The 22096-nt window shown below is 49.9% G+C and carries 25 protein-coding genes; 11 read left to right on the top strand and 14 right to left on the bottom strand.

Translation table 11 applies throughout. The features are described 5' to 3' along the window. Positions 1 to 130: 130 nt before the first annotated feature. The 6 genes from msrB (at position 131) to ACG2E4_RS16305 (ending at position 6229) form a co-directional block, all read left to right on the top strand. Positions 131 to 547, top strand: coding sequence for a peptide-methionine (R)-S-oxide reductase MsrB (gene msrB, locus ACG2E4_RS16330; RefSeq protein WP_395277236.1), 417 nt, complete (start codon positions 131 to 133; stop codon positions 545 to 547). A 425-nt stretch (positions 548 to 972) separates the two neighbouring features. Next, positions 973 to 1749 carry an SDR family NAD(P)-dependent oxidoreductase gene (locus ACG2E4_RS16325; RefSeq protein ID WP_395277231.1) on the top strand — a complete coding sequence of 259 codons (777 nt, stop codon included), beginning with the start codon at positions 973 to 975 and terminating at the stop codon, positions 1747 to 1749. A gap of 23 nt (positions 1750 to 1772) precedes the next feature. Beyond that, the gene (locus ACG2E4_RS16320; protein ID WP_395277230.1) at positions 1773 to 2630 is read left to right on the top strand and encodes a fumarylacetoacetate hydrolase family protein; all 858 of its coding nucleotides are present in this window, start codon (positions 1773 to 1775) and stop codon (positions 2628 to 2630) included. 14 nt (positions 2631 to 2644) lie between these two features. Beyond that, positions 2645 to 3415, top strand: a complete 771-nt coding sequence (locus tag ACG2E4_RS16315) for an SDR family NAD(P)-dependent oxidoreductase (RefSeq protein ID WP_395277229.1) — start codon at positions 2645 to 2647, stop codon at positions 3413 to 3415. Between the two features lie 7 nt (positions 3416 to 3422). Continuing rightward, positions 3423 to 4310, top strand: coding sequence for an SMP-30/gluconolactonase/LRE family protein (locus ACG2E4_RS16310; RefSeq protein WP_395277228.1), 888 nt, complete (start codon positions 3423 to 3425; stop codon positions 4308 to 4310). Between the two features lie 197 nt (positions 4311 to 4507). After that, on the top strand, positions 4508 to 6229 hold the full coding sequence (locus ACG2E4_RS16305) for an IlvD/Edd family dehydratase (protein ID WP_395277227.1): 1722 nt from the start codon (positions 4508 to 4510) through the stop codon (positions 6227 to 6229). A 304-nt stretch (positions 6230 to 6533) separates the two neighbouring features. Here the strand turns inward: ACG2E4_RS16305 and eno are convergent, their stop codons facing one another. From eno to ACG2E4_RS16270, 7 genes are all read right to left on the bottom strand, one after another. Continuing rightward, complete coding sequence (gene eno, locus ACG2E4_RS16300; protein ID WP_395277226.1) at positions 6534 to 7796, bottom strand: phosphopyruvate hydratase; 1263 nt, start codon at positions 7794 to 7796, stop codon at positions 6534 to 6536. Continuing rightward, positions 7793 to 8791 (bottom strand): phosphotransferase family protein, encoded by a 999-nt coding sequence (locus ACG2E4_RS16295; protein ID WP_395277225.1) that lies wholly within the window; start codon positions 8789 to 8791, stop codon positions 7793 to 7795. The genes eno and ACG2E4_RS16295 overlap by 4 nt, the downstream gene beginning before the upstream one ends. 60 nt (positions 8792 to 8851) lie before the next feature. Continuing rightward, complete coding sequence (locus ACG2E4_RS16290; protein WP_395277224.1) at positions 8852 to 9304, bottom strand: nuclear transport factor 2 family protein; 453 nt, start codon at positions 9302 to 9304, stop codon at positions 8852 to 8854. Between the two features lie 210 nt (positions 9305 to 9514). Continuing rightward, positions 9515 to 10129 carry a dephospho-CoA kinase gene (gene coaE / locus ACG2E4_RS16285; protein WP_395277223.1) on the bottom strand — a complete coding sequence of 205 codons (615 nt, stop codon included), beginning with the start codon at positions 10127 to 10129 and terminating at the stop codon, positions 9515 to 9517. A 6-nt stretch (positions 10130 to 10135) separates the two neighbouring features. Further along, the gene (gene nadB / locus ACG2E4_RS16280) at positions 10136 to 11725 is read right to left on the bottom strand and encodes an L-aspartate oxidase (protein ID WP_395259830.1); all 1590 of its coding nucleotides are present in this window, start codon (positions 11723 to 11725) and stop codon (positions 10136 to 10138) included. Further along, a protein-coding gene (gene prfB / locus ACG2E4_RS16275; protein ID WP_395259831.1) for a peptide chain release factor 2 occupies positions 11712 to 12837 on the bottom strand; the annotation gives its coding sequence in 2 pieces (ribosomal slippage) (positions 11712 to 12758 and positions 12760 to 12837; 1125 coding nt in all). The genes nadB and prfB overlap by 14 nt, the downstream gene beginning before the upstream one ends. Before the next feature lie 101 nt (positions 12838 to 12938). Further along, positions 12939 to 13187 carry a hypothetical protein gene (locus ACG2E4_RS16270; protein ID WP_395259832.1) on the bottom strand — a complete coding sequence of 83 codons (249 nt, stop codon included), beginning with the start codon at positions 13185 to 13187 and terminating at the stop codon, positions 12939 to 12941. A 156-nt stretch (positions 13188 to 13343) separates the two neighbouring features. On the opposite strand from ACG2E4_RS16270, the gene ACG2E4_RS16265 reads away from it, so the two are divergent. The 4 genes from ACG2E4_RS16265 (at position 13344) to ACG2E4_RS16250 (ending at position 16441) form a co-directional block, all read left to right on the top strand. Continuing rightward, positions 13344 to 14513 carry a DUF3419 family protein gene (locus ACG2E4_RS16265; protein WP_395259833.1) on the top strand — a complete coding sequence of 390 codons (1170 nt, stop codon included), beginning with the start codon at positions 13344 to 13346 and terminating at the stop codon, positions 14511 to 14513. Positions 14514 to 14525: 12 nt separating this feature from the next. Further along, complete coding sequence (locus ACG2E4_RS16260; protein WP_395277222.1) at positions 14526 to 15164, top strand: class I SAM-dependent methyltransferase; 639 nt, start codon at positions 14526 to 14528, stop codon at positions 15162 to 15164. Between the two features lie 239 nt (positions 15165 to 15403). Further along, positions 15404 to 15766 (top strand): response regulator, encoded by a 363-nt coding sequence (locus tag ACG2E4_RS16255; RefSeq protein ID WP_395259835.1) that lies wholly within the window; start codon positions 15404 to 15406, stop codon positions 15764 to 15766. 186 nt (positions 15767 to 15952) lie between these two features. Next, on the top strand, positions 15953 to 16441 hold the full coding sequence (locus tag ACG2E4_RS16250) for a fasciclin domain-containing protein (RefSeq protein WP_395259836.1): 489 nt from the start codon (positions 15953 to 15955) through the stop codon (positions 16439 to 16441). 50 nt (positions 16442 to 16491) lie between these two features. Here the strand turns inward: ACG2E4_RS16250 and ACG2E4_RS16245 are convergent, their stop codons facing one another. The 4 genes from ACG2E4_RS16245 to ACG2E4_RS16230 are packed head-to-tail and all read right to left on the bottom strand — an operon-like array spanning position 16492 to position 19182. Beyond that, positions 16492 to 16845 carry a DUF952 domain-containing protein gene (locus ACG2E4_RS16245; protein ID WP_395259837.1) on the bottom strand — a complete coding sequence of 118 codons (354 nt, stop codon included), beginning with the start codon at positions 16843 to 16845 and terminating at the stop codon, positions 16492 to 16494. 1 nt (position 16846) lies between these two features. Continuing rightward, positions 16847 to 17806 (bottom strand): succinylglutamate desuccinylase/aspartoacylase family protein, encoded by a 960-nt coding sequence (locus ACG2E4_RS16240; RefSeq protein ID WP_395259838.1) that lies wholly within the window; start codon positions 17804 to 17806, stop codon positions 16847 to 16849. Beyond that, positions 17799 to 18722 carry a 30S ribosomal protein S6--L-glutamate ligase gene (gene rimK / locus ACG2E4_RS16235; RefSeq protein ID WP_395259839.1) on the bottom strand — a complete coding sequence of 308 codons (924 nt, stop codon included), beginning with the start codon at positions 18720 to 18722 and terminating at the stop codon, positions 17799 to 17801. The genes ACG2E4_RS16240 and rimK overlap by 8 nt, the downstream gene beginning before the upstream one ends. A gap of 4 nt (positions 18723 to 18726) precedes the next feature. Next, positions 18727 to 19182: an ATP-dependent zinc protease gene (locus tag ACG2E4_RS16230; protein ID WP_395259840.1), complete on the bottom strand. Its 456-nt coding sequence runs from the start codon at positions 19180 to 19182 to the stop codon at positions 18727 to 18729. 240 nt (positions 19183 to 19422) lie between these two features. Between ACG2E4_RS16230 and ACG2E4_RS16225 the strand changes: the two genes are divergently transcribed. After that, a complete protein-coding gene (locus ACG2E4_RS16225) occupies positions 19423 to 19830 on the top strand; it encodes a DUF5362 family protein (protein WP_395259841.1) in 408 nt (135 codons plus the stop codon). 67 nt (positions 19831 to 19897) lie between these two features. Here the strand turns inward: ACG2E4_RS16225 and ACG2E4_RS16220 are convergent, their stop codons facing one another. The 3 genes from ACG2E4_RS16220 to ACG2E4_RS16210 form a co-directional block, all read right to left on the bottom strand. After that, the gene (locus tag ACG2E4_RS16220; protein ID WP_395259842.1) at positions 19898 to 21160 is read right to left on the bottom strand and encodes a hypothetical protein; all 1263 of its coding nucleotides are present in this window, start codon (positions 21158 to 21160) and stop codon (positions 19898 to 19900) included. Between the two features lies 1 nt (position 21161). Further along, a complete protein-coding gene (locus ACG2E4_RS16215; RefSeq protein ID WP_395259843.1) occupies positions 21162 to 21659 on the bottom strand; it encodes a hypothetical protein in 498 nt (165 codons plus the stop codon). A 133-nt stretch (positions 21660 to 21792) separates the two neighbouring features. Continuing rightward, positions 21793 to 22096, bottom strand: a 304-nt coding sequence (locus ACG2E4_RS16210; RefSeq protein WP_395259845.1) for a hypothetical protein, incomplete at its 5' end; no start/stop codon positions are given.

Raw genomic sequence — 22096 nt, 5'->3', positions numbered from 1 at the left:
GGATATCCGAATATTATTATTGGTTACTGTTGCCGTTGCTTTCATGGCGGCTTGCAATATGAACCAGAAGCACGAAGAGCAGTCCCGAAAGGCCTCTTTTCATTCACTCGCAACCCACACCCAGGATACAATGCCGGCACAAAACGGCGATAAAATTGAAAAAACAGAAGAAGAATGGCGCAAACTGTTAACCGCCAAAGAGTTCAGGATTCTTCGCGAGCGCGGTACTGAAATACCGTTTGTCAATGAGTACTGGGATAACAAAAAAGAAGGCATTTACTACTGCGGGGCCTGCGGGCAGCCGCTGTATAGTTCCAGGCACAAATACCGATCGGGAACCGGCTGGCCCAGCTTTTGGAAACCGATCACCCCTTCTGCGGTAGAAGAAAGAGAGGACAACAGCTTTTTTATGACGCGAACAGAGATCGTGTGTTCGCGATGCGGTTCTCATATTGGTCATGTTTTCAACGATGGTCCCGAACCCACGGGACTGCGCTACTGCATGAATTCAGCGGCACTCGACTTTAAGGAGCAGGCGGTCGACTAATTCCAACATTCCACCTCTTTACCTTTGCCACGGCACGTTGTCACCGGTATATAAATATCCCCGCTCAAAATGTGAATATTGAAATAACTTTATGTATAATCGAATGGACCTGAGGGGATGTACTGAATCGGTCTACTCTTTGAGTATAAATACGGGATAATTTACCTGTTGATTGTTCTGCGGGAATTGTCAATAGAATTCATGAAAATTTATCGGTATATAGCTCATGACATTTTCGTGCCGGTGGGTGGAGCAACATGCTCATATTGCTTCGATATCATCGTTTGTAACGGGCAGTGATATCTCCAGCCTGCGATATGTTGAAGTTTCGGGCGGGCTGCCATCCCCTCGCCACCAGGCTCGCTCAACTTATTTGAAGGATTTAGGCGTTAAGTAAAATTCGAACACAAAACTGTTATAAATCAATGTTCACATTGTCACAGAAGACAGCCGTCATCACAGGAGCCGGCAAAGGTATCGGCAGGAGCATCGCCCAGCTGTTTGCCCGGCAGGGCGCGGATGTTCACATTCTGGATCTTGATGAAGAGTCCGGCCAGCAGGCAGCCGCCGAAATCAATGATGCGGGCGGGGAGGCCCACTACTACTGCGTGAATGTGGCTGATCAGCAAGCGGTGCTGGATGCTTTTGATCAGGTATATGATACCCACAACCGTCTTAATATCCTGGTCAATAATGCCGGTATCGCCCATATCGGGACTCTCGAAAATACCACCGAAGAGGATATGGACCGGTTGCTTTCCGTCAATGTGAAGGGGGTATATAACTGTTCCCTGGCCGGGGTAAAAAAGATGAAAGAATCCGGGGGAGGCGCCATCGTCAACATGGCCTCCATAGCCGCTACGCTGGGCATCCCTGAACGGTTTGCCTATTCCACTACAAAGGGCGCCGTATTGACGATGACCTATTCAATCGCAAAAGATTATATAGGTGACGGCATACGATGCAATGCGATCTCACCCGCACGGGTACACACCCCTTTTGTGGATGGTTACCTGGAGGAAAACTACCCCGGCCAGGAGGATGAGATGTTTGAAAAACTTTCAAAGACCCAGCCGATTGGCCGGATGGGTAAACCGGAGGAGATCGCAGGACTTGCTCTATATCTCTGTTCCGATGAATCGGCATTTATTACCGGTTCCAACTATACGATTGACGGTGGCTTTACCACATTGAACACATAATCTAAAAACCGACTTGAAACTACATGAAGTTAATTCGTTTTGGTGAACAAGGACAAGAAAAACCGGGCCTGATACGCCCTGACGGCTCTAAAATTGATGTCAGCGCTTTTGGTGAAGACTATACCGAATCTTTTTTTGAAAACGATGGACTTCGCCGTCTCTCGGAGTGGGTGGCCGAAAATGGCACTTCCGCCCCTGGAATCGGCGAATCCGAGCGGCTGGCTCCACCGGTGGCCCGGCCGGGTAAGATGGTGTGCATCGGCTTGAATTACGAAGATCACGCCAAAGAAGGCGGCATGGATATTCCCGACGAACCGATACTGTTTTTCAAGGCCACTTCATCCATCGTTGGCCCGAACGATGATCTTGTAATCCCCAAAAACAGCCGGAAGACCGACTGGGAAGTTGAGCTAGCCGTAGTCATCGGCAAAAAGGCTTCATACGTCTCTGAAGAGGAGGCATTGGACTACGTGGCCGGTTACTGTGTTCACAACGACTACAGCGAGCGCGAGTTTCAGCTGGAACGGGGCGGCCAGTGGGTGAAAGGAAAGAGCTGCGATACATTTGCGCCGCTGGGACCATACCTGGCCACCAAGGATGAAATTGAGGATATCGATAATCTCCGGCTCTGGCTTAAGGTTAACGGGGAACTCAAACAGGACGGCAGCACCAGCAAGCTCATATTCGGGATTCCCTATCTGGTCAGCTACATCTCACAGTTTATGACACTTCGGGCCGGCGATATCATCTCTACCGGAACACCCGCCGGCGTGGGACTTGGCTTTAACCCGCCCGAATACCTGAAGCCCGGTGACGAGGTGGAGCTCGGTATTGAAGGACTCGGATCTTCACGACAGCGTGCAAAAGCATATCACTCATAAACGGGGGGGCAATCATGTCATTTAAAAACAAGACGGTAGTCATTACCGGTGCCGCAAAAGGTATCGGTGCCGGTTGTGCGGAGGTCTTTTACCGCGAGGAGGCACAGGTTGTACTGCTCGATATTGATGAAGAAGCCGGAATTGAGCGCAGCGAACAGCTCGGTCAGCGGGCCCTGTTTATCCAGTGCGATATCTCCAGGGAACAGCAGGTGGCGGATGCGATGGAACAGGCCGCCTCCCATTTCGGCGGCATCGACGTGCTGGTGAATAATGCCGGCATCCTGCACTACGCTACCGTCACGGAAACCACCGAAGATCAGTGGGATTCTTTGATGAATGTCAACCTAAAGGGGGCTTATCTCTGCTCCAGGCACGCCATCCCCTATATGCAGGAAAACGGCAGTGGCGTAGTTGTCAACATGTCAAGCGTACAGGCGTTTGTAACCCAGGAAAAGGTGGCCGCTTATGCGACCTCAAAGGCTGCGTTGATCGGCTTGACACGGAGTATCGCCGTAGATTATGCCCCGGATATCCGCAGTGTGGCGGTGTGTCCCGGCGGTGTCGATACGCCCCTGAACCGGCAGGCGTTCCAGCAGTCGCCAGACCCCGAGGCGGTCCGCCAGGAAACCATCGATATTCATCTGCTCAAACGGATGGCCCGGCAGGAGGAGATTGGCGAGCTTGTTGCTTTTGTTGCCAGTGACAAAGGCTCCTTTATTACGGGCCAGCCAATACGAATTGACGGCGGTATCGGGCTTAAAGTGGAAGGCAGTAAAAAAGATTAGACCAAAGATGAGTATACCCTCCCAAAAAGCGGAACTTGAACTTGAGTATGATGCCACCCTAGCGGAGTGCCCGGTATGGGATGAGCGGGAAAACCAGCTGTACTGGGTGGATATCCTTTCAGGGATTCTGTACAGGTATGACGCCCGCCGCAAACAAAATACCGGCTTCGAAATTGGTGAACACGTAGGGTCCTTTGCGATGCGAGAAGATCGGGGAGCAGTGCTGGCATTGAAATCGGGATTTGCGTTCTACGATTTTGAAACCCGGAAAACAACCCATCTTTCCGATCCGGAGGCACATCTGCCCAATCACCGGTTCAATGACGGGAAATGCGATCCGCGGGGACGCTTTTGGGCAGGAACGCTTTCCTACGATCAGCAGCAGGGGGCGGGGAGCCTCTACATGCTGAATTCCAACCTCAGCATCGATCTAAAGTTGCGCAGGCTGACGATACCGAACGGCATGGCCTGGGATACCGGGCTTGAAGCGTTTTATTTTATCGATTCCCCCGACCGCACGATCTATTCATTCGATTTTGATGAACATACAGCCGAAATTGACAATCGTTCAGTGGTACTCGAGCTGGATCACCCGGATGCACTCCCCGACGGCATGACGATCGATACCGAAGGCAACCTCTGGGTTGCATTGTATAATGGCTTCAAAGTAATTTGCATCGATCCGGGTAACGGCAACACTTTGTATGAAGTGGAGTTGCCGGTTCCCCAGGTTACCTCCTGTACATTCGGGGGAGATCAGCTTGACGAACTTTACATAACTACCGCCAGGGAGCATATGAAAGAGGAACAAGTTGAAAAGTATCCCCTATCAGGGTCAATTTTCAGAGCAAAAGTACCTTTTAACGGTACCCCCGCTAGACGCTTTGCCGGCTAAAAATTCATGAATATTCAACGAAAATTCATAGGAGCCTTTGCAGAACATGCTATTTGTTGGGGATGGTTGTACCACCGGCATTATTGCCCTTTTAAACGGGAGGACAACTTCCTCAGAACGAGAAACTAAAGGGTTTGGAAAGCCTTCTTATACAGATTTAAAATTGTAATAATCACATTTTAGACCAATAAATAGATATGAGTTCTGATAAAAAACTGCGCAGCAGTGACTGGTTTGGCAAAAAAGGCAAAGATGGTTTCATCTACCGGAGCTGGATGAAAAACCAAGGATTCCCTTCGGATGAGTTTGAAGGGAAACCGGTCATCGGTATTTGCAACACGTGGTCCGAGTTAACACCCTGTAACGCCCACTTTCGCGAGCTGGCGGAATCGGTAAAGCGGGGAATCTGGGAGGCGGGCGGATTCCCGCTCGAGTTCCCGGTGATGTCGCTGGGCGAAACCCTGATTCGACCCACGGCCATGCTCTACCGAAACCTGGCCAGCATGGATGTGGAGGAGTCGATTCGTGCCAATCCGCTTGACGGCGTGGTTCTTATGTGCGGCTGCGACAAGACGACCCCTTCCCTGGTTATGGGGGCCTGCAGCGTGGATATCCCCTCGCTGGTAATTTCCGGCGGACCGATGCTCACGGGCAAATTCCGCGGTAAAGATATTGCCACTTCTGATGTTTGGAGATTTGCAGCCGACCAGAAAAAGGGCGAGATGGATGATGAAAAACTGCGGGCGGCCGAAGGGGCCATGTGCCGCAGCCAGGGACACTGTGCCGTCATGGGTACCGCCTCGACAATGGCCTCGATGGTGGAATCCCTGGGACTGAGTTTGCCCGGCAATGCCGCTATTCCAGCCGCCGACTCCCGTCGCAAGGTAATGGCCCACCGTTCGGGGCGCCGCATTGTGGATATGGTGGAAGAGGATCTCTGTCCTTCCGATATTCTGACGAAGGAGGCATTTGTCAACGCCATCAAAGTAAATGCCGCAATCGGCGGTTCTACAAACTTTATTGTGCATCTGACGGCGATTGCCCGCCGCATCGGCATTGACCTTGAGCTGGAGGATTTCGATAAATATGGGAGCGACATTCCCCTGCTGGTCAACCTGCAGCCTTCCGGTGATCATTTCATGGAAGATTTCTACTATGCCGGGGGACTTCCCGTGGTTATCAAAGAGCTTAAAGATCATCTGAACGGGAATGCAATCACGGCCAACGGCAAAAGCCTGTACGAAAACAATGCGGCCGCCGAATGCTTCGACCGGGATGTTATTGCGACTATAGAAGAACCGTTCCAGGAAGAGGCGGGCATTACGGTAGTGCGGGGCAATCTCTGTCCCGAGGGCGCAGTCATCAAAACCTCGGCGGCTACCCCTGAACTCCTGAAGCACCGGGGCAAGGCGGTTGTTTTCGAAAATATTGAGGACTACAAGGAGCGGGTGGACGATCCGGACCTGGAGATTGATAAAGATTCAATTATGGTGCTGAAGTATGTGGGTCCAAAAGGATATCCCGGAATGCCGGAGGTCGGGAATATGGCATTACCTAAAAAGATGCTCGACCAGGGTGTGGATGATATGGTACGCATCTCCGACGGACGCATGAGCGGAACCGCATTTGGCACGGCCTTTCTGCATGTTTCTCCAGAATCATACACCGGCAGCAACCTGGCGCTGGTCGAAAATGGCGATATCATTGAAGTCGATGTGGAGAACAAGCGACTACATCTGGATGTCCCGGAGGAGGAGCTGGAGGAACGCCGCAACAACTGGTCTCCCCCCGAACATGAAAACTACGATCGGGGATATGTCAATCTCTATATCGAACATGTAGAGCAGGCACATCTCGGAGCTGACCTCGACTTTCTGGTCGGAAAATCAGGAAGTGAAGTGAAGCGGGAATCGCATTGACAAGCCCGTTTTCAGGGGCTCCTCAGACAGGCGTCAGGAAGCCCAAAAGGAAAAGGATTCATTTGCCGACAGCGGAGTCCCTTTTGGCTTGATCCAAGAGGGACTCAATAATCAAGAGGAAATTATCTCCTTGCGGAGGCCCTACGAAATTCAAAATTCCATAATTCCCGGGTTCACATAAAAAACACTCCTTTCCAGCAAAAAGCTTTCGTGACTTTTTGAGGATGCGTATTTACTGCACGGGAGAGAAAGTCGGGAAAAATATATCCTCTGCGGCGGGTGTGGTTGAGTTTCTAGTCCCCCCTCATCTGAGTAATCCGGTAAACCGGGCTCTCTCCCCAAGTTCGCGCTCAATACGGATTACCTCGTTCCACTTCGCCATCCGTTCAGAGCGGCTGAATGAACCCACTTTCAGCTGGCCGGCTTCAGTGGCCACAGCAAGATGTGAGATAAACGGGTCCTCTGTTTCTCCAGAGCGGGCCGACACTACGGGTGTCCAGCCAAATGATTGCGCCTGCCGTATGCAGTTGATCGTCTCCGTCACCGTGCCAATCTGGTTGAGTTTGATCAGTACGCTGTTGGCCAATCCCTTGTCTTTTCCGGCACGCACGCGGTTGATGTCGGTGGTAAACAGGTCGTCCCCGATAACCTGGACGCGGTCCCCGTATGCTGCGGTAAGCTTATTCCAATTCGTCTCATCTTCTTCGGCAAACGGGTCTTCAATTGAGATGACCGGATACTGTTCAATCCAGCCGGCAATCAAATCGTAAAACTCACTGGGCGTCAACAACCGGTCTTCCAGTGTCAGGTGGTATTTCCCGTCACGGAACAGTTCGGCAGCGGCGATATCCAGCGACAGGTGAATATCGGACCCCGGCTGATACCCGGCCCGTTGTATCGCCTCGAGCAATATGTCGAAGACCTCTTCAGTGGAGTCAAATTCCGGCCAGTATCCCCCTTCATCCGCAACTCCAGCCAACTTTCCATGTTCACGTAACAGTGCACCACAGTGATGAAATACGTTGAATGTCATCTCCAGGCACTGGCGGTAACTCTCTGCACCGGTGCAAATAATCATAAAATCCTGGATATCAATCCTTCCACCGGCATGCGCTCCCCCGCCGATTATCTGGATTTCCGGAAGTGGAAGCAGAGTTCCATCCTGACCCAGTGTTTCATACAAGGGTCGCTGCTGTGCTTTGGCAGATGCCCTGGCTACAGCCATTGAAACCCCGAGTATGGCATTGGCGCCCAGCCGGCTTTTATTGTCGGTGCCATCCAGGGCTATCATCAGCTCGTCTAGGCGGGCCTGTCTGTGTACCTCCCTGCCTGTAATTTCCGGCCGAATCTCTTCCCGAATGTTTTGAATAGCCTTTGTTACGGATCGGCCCATAAACTTTTCCGGGTTTTCGTCCCGCAGTTCCAGGGCCTCATATTGCCCGGTTGAGGCTCCCGAGGGAACAATGGCCGTTGCCTTTTCCCCGTTTTCCAGTTTAACTTCGGCTTCGAGGGTTGGATTCCCCCTTGAATCGAACACCTGGTATGCGTCTATATCTGCAATTTTCAAATGTTGGTATTCTCCATTTTGGATTTCCAGTTTTCGTTAATATCAGAAAGGAAAAGCACGCGGCCGGGAAGCTGATGATGGACGAAATCTCTTATAAATTTCTGTTGACGTTCCTCCAGGTATTCTACAGGAGATTTCCCATCCACGCGTGCCAGCATCATCATGAGCAGCAGCCGGCCGACCCGCTTTTCGAGGCCTTCACGCAACGGCTTGTCCAGCTGGCTGAAATACGTGTCCCAAGCAGCCGTTGCCAGGTCCACGATCTCTCCCTGCCGGGTGTAGTGATACAGCATTTTCAGGTACAGGTGATTCAGGAAAAAAGCTGCATCAAACGCGGGATCTCCGTACCAGGCCACTTCGTGATCCAGTATCACTACCCGATCCCCTTTTACCATGATGTTTTTGGGGCTGAAATCTCCATGCACCAGTGCCTGCCGGTGCTGTTGCAACCGTTCCGCTTCCTCATCAAAATGGGATTGCAGCCGCGGGTGTCGCCTGCCGGTCGTGATGAGGTAGGGTTCTATACGCAGGCTGTGAAAATTCTCAAGATTGTTAAATTGTTGTCTCAAATCATCGTCATCCTGAGAATGAAGATGGATATCAGCCAGTAACCTGGCCGCTTTTACCGCGGTGTCCCTGTTAAATACCCCCCCAAGCATCTCCTGTTTCCAGTTCCGGAAATCCTTACCAAGGAACTCCATCACATAAAAATGTTCTTCCTTGTTGTTGTAAATCAGCTTCGGGATCGCTCCAGGCCGGTATTTTCCCAGGTACCGTATAAAATCCTGTTCAATGTCATTCCTCGAGATGTCGGCGTACCAGTCATCCTCAACCTGTAATTTTTGGAGGGCCTGTTTAATCACATACTTATGCCGGCCGTCGGTAGCCAGGTAAATATCAGAAGATACACCTCCCTCGAGCGGTTTAAGCTCAACGGAAGAACCCGACAGGAGCCCCTGGTCTTTCAGCAGGTATACGATTTTTTCCCTATTCATTCACAAAAGCAGGTAATGAGCGATTGTCGTCAATGGATTCACGTTTCAGATACGAAATGGCTACTCTGCCTCTTGAGCCGTTATGCCGCCATACGTTTGACGTACAATTTTACCATCCCGGATTATAAAGGTGTCTGTGGCAAAGATAAGGTCAAAATTTTCGGTTGAGGCCTCCCAGAGAATATAGCCGACCTCCTGTTCCACCACGCTTTTTTTGAGGGTCAAGGTGCTTTCACCAGCCGGAAAAGCCTCAAATGCCGATATAAAATTATCCCTGATGGCATCAAGTCCGCGATACGTGGTGTCTGGTGTAATCAGGATCGATTCCTCCGTATAGTCGGCCATTACGCCCTCCAGGTCATTTTCGGCAAATGTTTTCCAATGGTGATCCAGCACTTGTTGCGTAACTGCCGGATCGACAGAGGGAACTTCACTGCTATTTTCCTGAGTACAGCTTGAGAGTGTAAACAATAATATTGAGGCTGCCAGTATAATGTTGGTGTATGTAGTCATTCCCGTTCCTTATTTATTTTTGATTTGTTGATATAGAAGTATGTAAAACCTGGGTTCCCGAACGCCTGTGGTGTCGCTACTGAGTAATTTTGCAATCGTTTGTATAAGATTATAGGTTTAATTTTTGGAATTTTACGCCCGCTTAATCCCCAGATTCTACCTGAGCCCAAATCGCCGTTTTATCGTCGATCAACCGCCAGACAGGCAAAATCAATTGCGAGTATTCCCCTTTTGGCTGTTCAGCAACGTATGATACAGTTCCCTTGCCCGTGTTTCCAGTTCTTCCAGCGAGTCGTTATTATAAATGACGAAATCTGCCAGATTTACATATTTTCCAAAATCCTGTTGCTTTTCCATTCGCTGCCTGACGTTCTTTGCTGACGTGCGATCCCTTTTTTTAACACGTTCCGTACGTTTTTGTTGGTCAGCAAGCACTAATACGATATAGTCGAGGAATCCCGGTTTCAGATTTTCAAAAAGCAGGGCGGCTTCGTAGACAAAAAGCTTGTATCCCCTGCGGCGTGCGGTCTCCATAATTTTACGACTTTCAGCCGATATCCTGGGATGGACTATGGCATTCAATTCGCTGACCCGGTCTTTCTGAAATGCTTCTACAGCCAAATATGACCGGTTCAACCGCCCGTCTGGGTGATACGCCTTATCCCCAAAACTGGTGCGGATCTCTGAGATGACCTCCTCATTTTCGATCATGATCTTTTTTGCCAGATCATCTGCGTTGAGCACAAACGCTCCAAGCTTCTCCCAGATATTGCAAACGGTTGTTTTTCCACTTCCAATGCCCCCGGTGATGCCAACAGAAATCATGCGATCCTACTCTATTGTAGTGGTAATTTTTTGGTCGGCCGGTTCGGGATAGTCCGTCGTGTAATGAAGTCCCCTGCTCTCCTTTCGCTGCATCGCCGACTGCACAATAATATGGGCCACGCTTACCAAGTTCCGGAGCTCGCACAGTGGTACGCTGACCCGGGTGCGCTGATAAAAATCCTCGACCTCTTCATGAAGCATTTTGATGCGCCGCATCGCCCGCTCCAGCCGCAGGTTGCTGCGCACTATTCCCACATAATCCCACATCACCTGTTGCACCTCCTGCTTGTTATGCGAGACGAGAATCCATTCCTCCGTATTAACCGTTCCGCTGGCATCCCAGGCTGGAATGTCCGTGTTAATTTCGATTTTATCCACCAGTTGAACGGCCTTTTGGGCTGCGCGATCGGCAAAAACGAGAGATTCCAGCAAACTGTTGGACGCCAGCCGGTTTGCGCCGTGAACCCCGGTACAGGCATTTTCGCCGCAGACAAAAAGCCGGTCGATACTGCTGGTCCCGTCAAGGTCGGTAGCCACGCCTCCACAGGTGTAATGCGCCGCCGGGACCACCGGGATCGGTTTCTGGGTGATATCGAGGCCGTATGAAAGGCAGGTCTCATAAATCGTGGGAAACGCCTCTTTGGTTTTTTCCGCATCTTTGTGGGTGATATCCAGGAACACACTTTTGGCCCCGCTTTTCTTGAGCTGATCGTCGATGGCGCGTGCTACGATATCACGCGGAGCCAGCTCTTCCCGCTCATCGTACTTTTTCATGAACGCCTCCCCCTCTGCATTTATGAGTATGCCCCCGTATCCCCGGACAGCTTCAGAAATCAGGAAGGAATCGGCCTCCGGTATCGCAAGCGAGGTGGGATGAAACTGGACAAACTCCATATTTTCGATCCGCGCCTTGGCCCGGTAGGCCATCGCAATGCCATCGCCGGTGGCCACCTCCGGGTTGGTGGAGTGCAGGTACACCTGTCCCGCGCCGCCGGCAGCCAGTACCGTAATTTTGGCAAGCATCCGATGCACAGCAGAACTCTCCTCATCCAGCACGTACGCTCCAAAACAGTGGATAGTATCGTCAAATGAGACTTCCTGGCCGAGATGGTGCTCCGTCAGGATATCGAGCGCAAAATGATGTTCAAATATCTCAATATTGGGATGAGTGCGAACGCGGTTCACCAGTGCTCGCTCAATTTCCCAGCCAGTGGCATCGGCGGCATGGACGATACGGTTTTCGGAGTGGCCTCCCTCTCTTCCCAGGTGAAGCTCCCCCTCCTTGCGGGTGAATTCGGCCCCCATCTTCATAAGTTCCTCGATCAGCCTCGGGGCATTTCGCACGATACACTCGACCGCCTCACGGTTACACAGGCCAGCCCCGGCCTCCAGTGTATCGTCAATATGCTTTTCAAAAGAGTCCTGCTCGGTATTGAATACCCCGGCAATGCCGCCCTGGGCGTAGGCCGTGTTGGCCTCCATGATCTCTTTTTTTGTGACCACCCCGACCGTACCCCTGTCAGCCGCTTTCAGGGCAAACGTCAATCCGGCAATGCCACTTCCTATTACGAGAAAATCAAATTTACGAGGTTGCATCCTGCATCAGGTAAGCTTTAATAAATTCATCAAGTTCGCCATCCATCACCGCATCGACACTGGAAGTTTCATGTTCCGTGCGGTGATCCTTGACCATGTTGTAGGGATGAAATACGTAGGAACGAATCTGTGATCCCCATTCAATATCTTTTTTGGAGGCTTCGAGCCGGGCTTTCTCCCGCTCTTTAATCTGTTTTTCCAGCTCATAAATTTTGGATTTCAGCAGTACCATCGCCTTCTCCCGGTTCTGCATCTGGGAGCGTTCCTGCTGGCATTCCGCCACCACCCGTTCTTTCGATCCGTCGGAGAGCTCGCCCTCCCAGATCAGGCGTACCCCGGTCTCCACCTTGTTAACATTTTGTCCGCCGGCCCCGCTGGCGTGAAACCGCTGCAGCTCGACATCCCCTTCATTGATATCCACTTCAATAGAATCGTCTACGAGAGGGGAAACAAAGACCGAGCAGAATGACGTATGCCGGCGGGAGTTGCTGTCAAAAGGAGAAATGCGAACCAGCCGGTGAACCCCGCTTTCGGATTTGAGAAATCCGTAGGCATAGTCCCCTTCCACCTGAATTGTCGCACTTTTGATTCCCGCCACTTCGCCCTGCTGGTACTCAATAACGGAGATATCGTAGCCCTCTTTCTTGGCCCAGCGGGTATACATCCGGTAAAGCATCTCGGCCCAGTCCTGGCTTTCGGTACCGCCGGCACCGGGATTAAACGTCAGGATAGCATCGCGGTGGTCATCTTCGCCGCTTAGCATATTCTTAAACTCCAGTTCCTCCAGCTTCACCTTGAGCTTTTTTACCTCTTCCTGCAGCTCGGCTGTTACATCTTCTCCCTCTTCGAGGAACTGCTGGTATACCTGGATGCTTTCCCGCAGCTCGTTGAGCTCATCCCAACTGTTTACCAGCCCTTTCTCGTGATCCAGCTTTTTCATCACCTGGCGGGCCTGGTCGGGATCGTCCCAAAAGCCGGGCGCCTGGGTTTGTTCCTGCAGTTCTATGATATTTACTTTTCGCTGATCATAGTCAAAGATACCCCCTTAGCGCATCCACGCGCTCAAATAATTCACCGAGTTCATCAAGGTTAACAGTGGTTGTGTTGCTCATATTTTTCTGGTCTTGGGTCTTGGGGCGTGAGTTGTGAGTCTTGGATTCGTTTGGCTGGTTGAGCGATGTGGTGCTCGTGGCACAAGACTCCCCACTCACTGCTACTTCGTTAATTTTCCAATTAAAAATCCGAGGGCAACTCCCCCTACAAAAGAGAACAAAATACCCTCTTCAGGATGGGAGCGTACATACCTGCGGGCATTTCGGTAGTCCCGGCTGATCTCTTCTTCCACATGTCGACGTTCTTCCCTCAGCCTGTCCAGCAATTTTTCATAGGAAGATATCTTTTCCTCCAGTTCGGCTTGCTGTTCGTTCACTTCGTTTTCGGATGAATTTTTATTCTCGGCCATAATAAAATTATTTAGGTTATAATCTGTTTAAAAGATAAGAATTACTGACTGAATCTCACCCCTCAATTTTATTCTTCTTAACAGAGTGATAATGCTGTATTCATACTCTGTAAATATAAAGCAGTTATACTACCTTTCACTAATTAAAGGGTTTTTATGTCTGCTTTAAAAGATCTCGTCAGGAATATACAAAACCGGTTCTTTGATTCCATCGTCACCAACCACCTGGTGTACAACACGTGCTGGGAGGACCCGAAAATAGACCGATCATTGCTGAATTTAAACAGCAAAAGCAAGGTGGTTATGCTGACCAGCGCCGGCTGCAATGTGCTTGACTATTTGCTGGATAATCCCCGAATTATTCACTCGGTTGACGCCAATCCCCGTCAAAATGCATTGATGGCGTTAAAGAACGCGTTTTTCAGGCATGGTGATTACAAGCTCCTTTTTGACTTCTTGGGTCGGGGCTCACATCCGGCAGCAGAAATGGTCTACCGACAAAATCTGCGACAACATATGCCACAACAGGCGTGCCGGTTCTGGGACAAAAAGATCAATTATTTCAGCCGCACTCCGGTCCGACCATCCTTTTATTTTTGTGGAACTTCCGGCAAAATTGCGCATATGGTGCATCGCCAAATCAAGCGGAAGGGGTTGTATGCCAATGCCCTGAACCTGCTGGATGCCAGCTCTCTGCAGGAACAGCGGTATTACTACCGGGAAATTGAGCCTGAGTTGTGGAACGGCTTTTCTCGCTGGCTACTCAGCCGAAACTCAACCATGGCCCTGCTCGGTGTGCCCCGGTCCCAGCGTAACCTTATTGAGCAAGAGTACGACGGGGGGATGCTTTCGTTCATCCGCAGCTCGATGGAACACGTGTTTACCGAGCTGCCGATCCGCCAAAACTATTTTTGGAGGGTGTACATTACGGGCTCCTACACTCCGGGGTGCTGTCCCAACTACCTCAGAGAGTCCAATTTTAAGCTACTGCAGCAGCGGGTGAATCGCATTCAACTCCACTCCGGTACCTTGTCCGACTTCCTTGAGCATCATCCGGACCGCTACACCCATTTTGTGCTGCTCGACCACCAAGACTGGCTGGCGAATGCGCATCCGGGCGAACTGGAGCAAGAATGGGAGCTAATATTAAACAATGCAGCCCCGGGCGCCCGCATCCTGTTTCGGTCGGCCTGCCACAAAGTGGACTTCCTGCCTGGTTTCGTCCGGGAGAATGTGACCTTCTATCCCGAACGAACCTCCTCTCTCCACAAGCAGGACCGGGTCGGGACCTACGGGAGTACACACCTCGGAATTGTCGAATCCTAAAAAATTAATGCAGTGGAACCGGATACTGAACTGCGCAACAAAAAAATTGAACGCTACTACCGCCTTCATTCGTCAATATATGACTGGACCCGGTGGAGCTTTCTTTTCGGACGTGAAGAGCTCCTGAATCGCATTCCCGAACTTCCTCCAAATCCGCGTATCCTGGAGATCGGTTGCGGAACCGGTACCAATCTCACTAACCTGGAATACCTTTTTCCCGATGCCCTGATTTACGGCATGGATCTTTCCGGCGACATGATCCGTCAGGCGCGCACCAAGGTTGACAAAAGCCGGCAAATCACCCTTGTTAACGGCGCCTATGGTGATAACAAATTCAATTTTGAGCCTTTCAACCTTATTCTGCTTTCCTACTCCCTCTCGATGCTGGGCAGCCAGGCCGAACAAATTATGAAACAGGTCCACCGGGATCTCACCAGCGACGGCTATGTTGCAGTTGTTGACTTTTCTGATACCCGGTTCAGCTGGTTCCAACGCTGGATGAAGCTCAATCACGTAGCAATAGACGGACAACTTACTTCCCTGCTTAACAGGCTATTTATACCGAGACTAACACAACACAAAAAAGCCTACCTCGGACTGTGGAGATACCTGCTTTTTATTGGTCGGCGCAGACCGTCGGCAGACATATAGAATTGTTAAATTTGCCTGCACAAAAGGCTTTTAACCTCCCTTCTCCTGAAACGGTCCTTTATGAAAGCCTGCTGCCTGTCTTCAACAGGCTCAAATTCTCTATTTTATAATGGCATTGAACTTGAGATACCATGTAAACAACTGCAGGCCATTTAATTAAAAAGTTTTAAGACTTGTTATTCTTAAAAAAATATGTATCATGTTTTTAAAAATAATTTAAGCTGTATTTATAGCATTATATGAAGATACTCATTGTCGAGGATGACCGTGTGCTTTCACTGATGTTGAGCCGTATGGTTCAGCGGATAGGTCACCGTGTCGTTGATAGCGTTACAATGGGAGAGTCAGCAATTGATATTGTAGAGAACAACAGCGTTGACCTCATACTGATGGATATCATGCTCGAGGGGCAGATTGATGGCATCGAAACGATGGAAAAGATTCGCACCCATTCTGATGTACCTGTCATCTATGTTACGGGGAATTCCGACTATTCTACAATAGAACGGGCTGAACAGACCAATTTTGTAGCATATCTGGTTAAACCGATCGCATTTGACCAGCTAAAGAAATCAATTGCAGAGATGAATAATTCGGGATGAGACAATGGCGCGTACAAAGGTTAAAAACGAGGAATGGCATTTTTGAAATTTGCTACTTATTCATAATCTGAATTAATTGATACCAGGGAAATATCGCTCATTAACAGACGATTTTAATAAAATTTGCGAGGGCCTTTGCAAATACTGCTTTCCAAGGCTCTTTTTACACTAATAAAGGAAATGGATATGGGATATTGTCACAAGAGAGGCTTCCTGAGGTCAGGAGCCCTCACCTGCATACTTGCACTGGTGCCCCTGTTGCTGCCTGCTCAAAATGTATTTGACGTACTCAGTGAGCAGGATGAGGCAAGCATCTTTGTCAACACTATTGAAAAAGCGGGCCTTAATTCGACACTCAATTCCGGTGGTCCCTATACTATTTTCGCTCCCACCAATACTGCCCTTGAAGAAATGCAGGATCGCCTGAACCGTGCAAACAGCTCCTGGGCCGAACGTTTTGTCATGAATCACCTGTTAACCGGGATGGCTACCCAGCGACAAATCATTGCGATGTCCAAGGTTCCTACCATGGGCGGTCTCGTCCTTACCATAAGTGTTGACAACGAAAATACCGTTAAAATCAATGAAGTGACAAATAACGTCACCATCGTGAAACCGAACATCCGGGCCCAAAACGGGGTTATCCACCTGGTTGACGGCGTTTTGGAGGAGTAATTTTAGACGACCAGTGGCACCCACGTGCCGGCTCTGTTATTCATCCGCTTTTACTCATTCATTTCAAACTGGATGTAAAAGGTACCATCTTCTTCGGGAGCCAGCTTAATTTTGTCAATAATGGCATCGATGTTCAGCGGACCTTTTACGTGTGGGTATTTCTGGTCCCGCCCTTCCGGCTTTTCCAGTTTTACCGGTGGTTCCAGGCTGGCCACGTCAATGACAATAAGCATCAGCTCCTTTTCGCCCTTGAAGCGGCGGTTGGCCACCTCCTGCACCTGTTTTCCGTTGGAACAGTGAATAAACCCTTCCTCCTCCAGTGAATCAGGTTTATAAAGTCCCGCATCCTGATGGGCCTTCCACTCAGAAAGCGGTACCAGGTGAAATATGATATCGTCGGTCATGCTAATCTTTTTTGTTTTTATTGTAAGCAAGGTGTACCAGAGCGTCCCCTTTGTGTACCACCGGCGTATTGTTGATACCGATGACACGGCCGTGGTGAGGGCAAACGGCATTAAATGTTTCGTTACCGAACGGGTCGGTTATGCGTCCCAGCACCTGTCGCTTGTTTATATGATCTCCCAGGGCAATACGCGGACTAAACAGTCCTGCATACTTTGCCCGGATCCAGGTTGATTTGGGATAGACTTCTGTCTCGTAGTCGGCCTGTGGCGCAGAGGAGCGCATGCCCAGGTGTTCCATCAGGCGCAGGGTTCCGTTCATGGCCAGCTGTATCCCAAACTCGTCAAAACGCTGTGCCTCCCCTGTTTCATATACCAAAATGTGTTTTCCTTTTCGGTAGGCCGCTTTTCTGAATGATTTGTCAATCAGGCTTGAATGCAAAACCACCGGGGGATGGAAGGCGCGGGCCAGTTCTGTGTTTTTGTCGATATCCAGGGTGCATCGGATTTGCGGGAAGTTGGCACGCGAGGCGCCTCCCGTATGAAAATCAATGCCGTAGTCGATCTGTGGAATAATCTTGTTCATCAATGTGTAAGCGAGCAGCTTGGCGAGCGAGCCCGTTTTCACACCGGGAAAACTGCGGTTGATATCTTTGCCGTCGGGCACCCCGCGCGCATTTTGTATAAATCCGTAGATGTTAACAAGTGGAATGGCAATCACAGAGCCCTTCTCCGGAATAATTGTCTCCTTTACAATCATGCGCCGGATAATTTCAATACCGTTAATTTCATCTCCGTGGAGTCCCCCGGTAAGCAGCAACACCGGCCCATCCTGGCTGCCGCGATATACATGCACCGGCAGATCAATACTGGTATAGGTCGGGAGCCGCGCGATATTGAGTTGAATCTTCTGCTGTTCGCCCACCCCGATTTTGTACTTGTTAATGGATATGAACTCAGGCATCGCTTTTTAACCTGCGTTGTTTACTGGTTCGCGCATTTATCTGTTTTACTTTTCGCTCAACGTAGGACACGATTTTACCTGCAATATCCTTTTTGGTGGCTTTTTCAATACCTTCCAGTCCGGGAGAGGAGTTGACCTCGAGGACCAGCGGACCCCGTGCAGATTCCAGCATATCGACTCCCGCCACCGAAAGCCCCATGGACCGGGTGGCAACGAGGGCGGCACGTCGCTGTTCTTTCGTCAACTTGATAAGCTCCGTAGAACCGCCGCGATGAATATTTGACCGAAACTCCCCCTCTTTTCCCTTACGTTTCATTGCCCCAACCACTTTGCCGTCGACCACAAAAGCCCTGATATCTTCGCCCTTGGCCTCTTCCACGAACTCCTGGACGATGACGCGGGCCTTCATGCTGTGAAAGGCCTGGATCATCGATTCAGCGGCCTTCTGTGTGGGAGCAAGTACAACACCCACGCCCTGGGTCCCCTCCAGCAGCTTGATAATCAGTGGCGCTCCCCCCACACTGTCGATAATTTTTTTTACCTCGGTGGAATAGTTGGTAAATACGGTCTTGGGCATTCCCACGCCTGCCCGTGCCAAAATCTGCAGGCTTCTCAACTTGTCGCGAGACCGGACAAGCGCCTGCGATTCAACGGCCGCAAACACCTTCATCATCTCAAACTGGCGGACCACCGCGGACCCGTAAAAAGTCACCGAAGCCCCGATCCGGGGAATAATTGCATCAACATCGGTCACTTTTGTGCCGCGGTAATATATGCAGGGGTTATCTTTCTCACTGACAATATCACACTTCAGGTGATCCAGGACAGTTGCCTGGTGGCCAGCCTGTTCAATCGCCTCAACCAGGCGACTTGTGGAATACAGTTCTGCATTCCGGGAAAGTACAACAATATGCATGTAATTAATCTCGGTTTTCTTCTTTCAAATTCTTGTTGGACAGGTATTTCCGGGAGACATCCACCAGGAACCCCCGTTTCAACAATTTTCTCCCCAGCAGAACCGGGTAATTCATCTCAGACCGATCCGTCAGCGAAAGCTCAATGTCATATATCTCGTTCATCAGCTCGATCTTTGTCTTGACGACAAACCGCTGTTCGGTGATTCCGTTCGAGCTCCGCACGGTTTTCTCCCGGTGTATCGGCAGTTCAAACAGCTTTTCATTGTACGTGTCGTGCGAAGGATCCAGCAAGTTAAACCGGATACGGTCCTCCCCGGTTTTTTCAATGTGATGGCAGTGCAGGCTTGAGGTGTACGCCCCGGTGTCAATTTTGGCATCCAGATCGATGAGATCCCACTCCGGGAAACTAACCTGCTCTACCCGGCCAATTATTTTAGTAGTTTTTTTGGATTTTGACATAACCCTCTGCTGTAGATCATAACCTTCCTGGCATCCAAACAGTTAAAATCGGTGGGTAAGTATACTGTTTATTCTGCTATCATTCATCCATCCGGAGCATATTTATAAGCATTAGATAAGCTGATTCTTTCGTTTCGGCGATAAGCAAAATTTTGGGTACCGGTTGCCCGGTCCAGATTGCAATAGTTGACGAATAGGCCTATCTATTGAGGTAAACTGGATAAAATAAAAACCATCAACATGAATACCGATAACGACACCCCGGAAATTACGCTCCAAAACGTCTCTTTTTTAACCAATGGCCAGATCGAGGATCATGTGGACAGGATGGCCAGGGATATGAAATTCTTTTCCATAGTATACATCATTCAGGGAGCCTTGTTATGCCTTACGATTGTGGGAGCAATCATCGGAATACCGATGATCATTTACCACCTGAAGCTCCGTGATTCAGCAGATTCCTTTCGCAAATTCGCAAAATCCACCGATTTTTTTCACCTGGCCCGGGCTTTTGAAGACCAGCGGAAGTTTTTCTTTTTCTACAAGGTTTTAATCATCGTGATGATAGTGCTGTTCCTCCTGTACATAATTGCCATGATTTACCTGCTGTCTCTTGGAATGATGTCGATGCCGCAGGATTTTGCCTGAAATGAACCTGAAGTGAAGAGCGCCGCGTGGTATTCGGCACTCTTCAATACTTCTGAATATTGAACCGTTATTTTTTTTCAGCCGTTTTTTCTCTAAACAGCATAAATCCAAGCACGGCAACGGCTAACACGCTAACCCCCAGCAGGTAGGCCAGCAGATTGGATTCCGGTTTTGCAACTGTCGCCCACTGGTTTGTTTTCTGGTCAATTGTTGCGATCTGGGCGCTGGTCAAAATCTCCGCCTGTATAATGCCGGGGGTCCACTGCCCCTTCACGCGATGGTTCCAAAAGTCGGAAAAACGGGAAAAATCCTGGTAGGTTTTCTCACCCGAGTCCTGCTTGCTCTGGGTAAAGCCCTGCTCAACATATGTATTCAATGCCTCATACAGTGAGTTGGGATCATCAAATTTTTTCAGTTCTATATCCGCTTCTTTAAACGACTGGTTCAGGGAGGTCCACAGCCGTTCGTTGAGGGCTTGCTCCCAACGCAGGGCAGCCTGCTGTATCTCCGATTCAGTCTGCCGCGGATTTACGCTGTACGCTTCGGAAAATTTGCTTCCCACGGTCTCCCACATCTGCGCAAACTCTTCCTGCACTTTCTTCATCCTGAGATAGTCTCCCGTACCCAGTTCCGAATTTGATTCCAGCAGCTGCATGCTTTCAGAAGGAATGGTTCGAATCATAGTCAATGGACTCCGATCGGTTTTCAGGCGATTTTCGGAGCGGATCTGCTCCAAATCTCCGATTGAAGCGATCTCCATGTTCTGATAGGTTACTATGACGGAATCGATAAACGAGAGGATCAGTGCATCCCGGCGTTCCAGGCTTTCCCGGTAATTTCGCAGCTGACCGGAGAGTTCTTTTTCGCTGGCCACAGAGTTTTGGACGGCGGCTTGCAGGGAATCTGCACGGGCATTCAGCCGGGCAAGCCTGTCTCCATAACGGTCCAATTGCTCGTCAAGCTGGTTCAGTTTTGCCTCCTGGCGTGCAATCCTGGCCAGGTTATTGTACGCGATACGTGCCCTGTTTTTAAGTTCGGTAATCTGCTCTTCGAAGGTGGCCGGATAGATCGCTTTATTGATTAACGCCGCATGTTCGGCATAAAAACTCTCCAGCGAGTCTATGCGTCCACCTGTTTCCCTGGCTTCTGCCTGACTGCTTACCTCGTCAAGTTCTGCTTTTACTGACTGGACTGCCGCCCGGTACTCCTGCTGTATCTGGTAGTCCGACTGTATTTCCTGGGCGCAAAGCACTCCCGAGACAGTAAATACCATGATCCATGAGGCCAATATCGTACCGATACCTTCAGCTCTGAATGCTTTTATCTTCATATCAGTTTTCCTCCCTGCTTGCAAGTTCGTTGTCATTTTCCAGTATCCCCTGCTCAGTCAGCCTGTAACTCTCGCTGGTTTTCCTGTCCAGCAACTGTACATAGGCCTCCCGTTGATTAAAGGCGGGCTCTTCGATCCCCTCCTCATCAATATTAATCTCTCTTTTCAACGTCAATTTATGCTTTTCCGGCGCCATCACGTATACATTGGAGTAGCCGGGGGCGGTGATGTAGTAAAACCCCTGCTTCCCTCGAATAAGTCGTACCTGCCGGGTGGCGACAGCGCTGCTGTCCCCGGTCTCAGCAAATTGCAGGGGCAGAATATTAAAGCTGAGTCCATGCTGTACATCAACCACTGTACCCTCTTCATCAGGTGTCAGCACAGATTCGATCGGCTGCGCGTAATTTACGTCGCTAATCACCAGGGACTGTTTGCATCCCGCAACCAACAGCAGCAAACCAGTTAACCATACAGGAAGAGCGTGTAACGAGTATTTCATATTTCCGTCTTTCGTGTGAATGGGTTAAAATGAATCGATTTCAATCACTTATAGACAACTTTTCGACAAAATGTTCCGGCATTGCCGACCAGAATCGGTATGAGATGCAATTGCAATATTTATCTGTTCAGAATTATCCGCTGCCTGTTCCTCCGGGAAAAGTTGTAACCCGGGCGCACAAGGTCAGGCAGAATAGCGAAGAGATACGAAGTGGCGATCCAGGTATCGAGCTGTATCCTGCTGCTCTAAAAGAGGCGACTTTCTTCAGCAAAACAGTATCCACGATAATTAGTCCGGATTTCTCGCCAAGAAATTGGTTTTTCAGCAAGGCGAAGGGCAAAGGGCCGCGCAGACGTACGTTGGTACGTTGAGCAGGTGATTTGTCCTTCAACGCAGCTGAAAGGCCCATTTCGCAGCCTGTTACAGACTGTAATGAT

The sequence above is a fragment of the Halalkalibaculum sp. DA384 genome, assembly GCF_043951955.1.
GTDB lineage: Bacteria > Bacteroidota > Rhodothermia > Balneolales > Balneolaceae > JAMQKA01.
Note: the sequence above shows the minus strand (reverse complement) of the source record. Positions and strands in the feature narration are given on the sequence as shown.

What these genes read in the sequence shown, in the direction of transcription:
- ACG2E4_RS16290 (WP_395277224.1), bottom strand. Translation starts at nt 9,304, where the DNA reads ATGACTACATACACCAACATTATACTGGCAGCCTCAATATTATTGTTT.
- ACG2E4_RS16320 (WP_395277230.1), top strand. Translation starts at nt 1,773, where the DNA reads ATGAAGTTAATTCGTTTTGGTGAACAAGGACAAGAAAAACCGGGCCTG.
- ACG2E4_RS16215 (WP_395259843.1), bottom strand. Translation starts at nt 21,659, where the DNA reads ATGAAATACTCGTTACACGCTCTTCCTGTATGGTTAACTGGTTTGCTG.
- coaE (WP_395277223.1), bottom strand. Translation starts at nt 10,129, where the DNA reads ATGATTTCTGTTGGCATCACCGGGGGCATTGGAAGTGGAAAAACAACC.
- ACG2E4_RS16305 (WP_395277227.1), top strand. Translation starts at nt 4,508, where the DNA reads ATGAGTTCTGATAAAAAACTGCGCAGCAGTGACTGGTTTGGCAAAAAA.
- ACG2E4_RS16325 (WP_395277231.1), top strand. Translation starts at nt 973, where the DNA reads ATGTTCACATTGTCACAGAAGACAGCCGTCATCACAGGAGCCGGCAAA.
- rimK (WP_395259839.1), bottom strand. Translation starts at nt 18,722, where the DNA reads ATGCATATTGTTGTACTTTCCCGGAATGCAGAACTGTATTCCACAAGT.
- msrB (WP_395277236.1), top strand. Translation starts at nt 131, where the DNA reads ATGCCGGCACAAAACGGCGATAAAATTGAAAAAACAGAAGAAGAATGG.
- ACG2E4_RS16225 (WP_395259841.1), top strand. Translation starts at nt 19,423, where the DNA reads ATGAATACCGATAACGACACCCCGGAAATTACGCTCCAAAACGTCTCT.
- ACG2E4_RS16310 (WP_395277228.1), top strand. Translation starts at nt 3,423, where the DNA reads ATGAGTATACCCTCCCAAAAAGCGGAACTTGAACTTGAGTATGATGCC.
- ACG2E4_RS16265 (WP_395259833.1), top strand. Translation starts at nt 13,344, where the DNA reads ATGTCTGCTTTAAAAGATCTCGTCAGGAATATACAAAACCGGTTCTTT.
- ACG2E4_RS16315 (WP_395277229.1), top strand. Translation starts at nt 2,645, where the DNA reads ATGTCATTTAAAAACAAGACGGTAGTCATTACCGGTGCCGCAAAAGGT.
- ACG2E4_RS16220 (WP_395259842.1), bottom strand. Translation starts at nt 21,160, where the DNA reads ATGAAGATAAAAGCATTCAGAGCTGAAGGTATCGGTACGATATTGGCC.
- ACG2E4_RS16255 (WP_395259835.1), top strand. Translation starts at nt 15,404, where the DNA reads ATGAAGATACTCATTGTCGAGGATGACCGTGTGCTTTCACTGATGTTG.
- ACG2E4_RS16245 (WP_395259837.1), bottom strand. Translation starts at nt 16,845, where the DNA reads ATGACCGACGATATCATATTTCACCTGGTACCGCTTTCTGAGTGGAAG.
- ACG2E4_RS16250 (WP_395259836.1), top strand. Translation starts at nt 15,953, where the DNA reads ATGGGATATTGTCACAAGAGAGGCTTCCTGAGGTCAGGAGCCCTCACC.
- nadB (WP_395259830.1), bottom strand. Translation starts at nt 11,725, where the DNA reads ATGCAACCTCGTAAATTTGATTTTCTCGTAATAGGAAGTGGCATTGCC.
- ACG2E4_RS16270 (WP_395259832.1), bottom strand. Translation starts at nt 13,187, where the DNA reads ATGGCCGAGAATAAAAATTCATCCGAAAACGAAGTGAACGAACAGCAA.
- ACG2E4_RS16230 (WP_395259840.1), bottom strand. Translation starts at nt 19,182, where the DNA reads ATGTCAAAATCCAAAAAAACTACTAAAATAATTGGCCGGGTAGAGCAG.
- ACG2E4_RS16295 (WP_395277225.1), bottom strand. Translation starts at nt 8,791, where the DNA reads ATGAATAGGGAAAAAATCGTATACCTGCTGAAAGACCAGGGGCTCCTG.
- ACG2E4_RS16240 (WP_395259838.1), bottom strand. Translation starts at nt 17,806, where the DNA reads ATGCCTGAGTTCATATCCATTAACAAGTACAAAATCGGGGTGGGCGAA.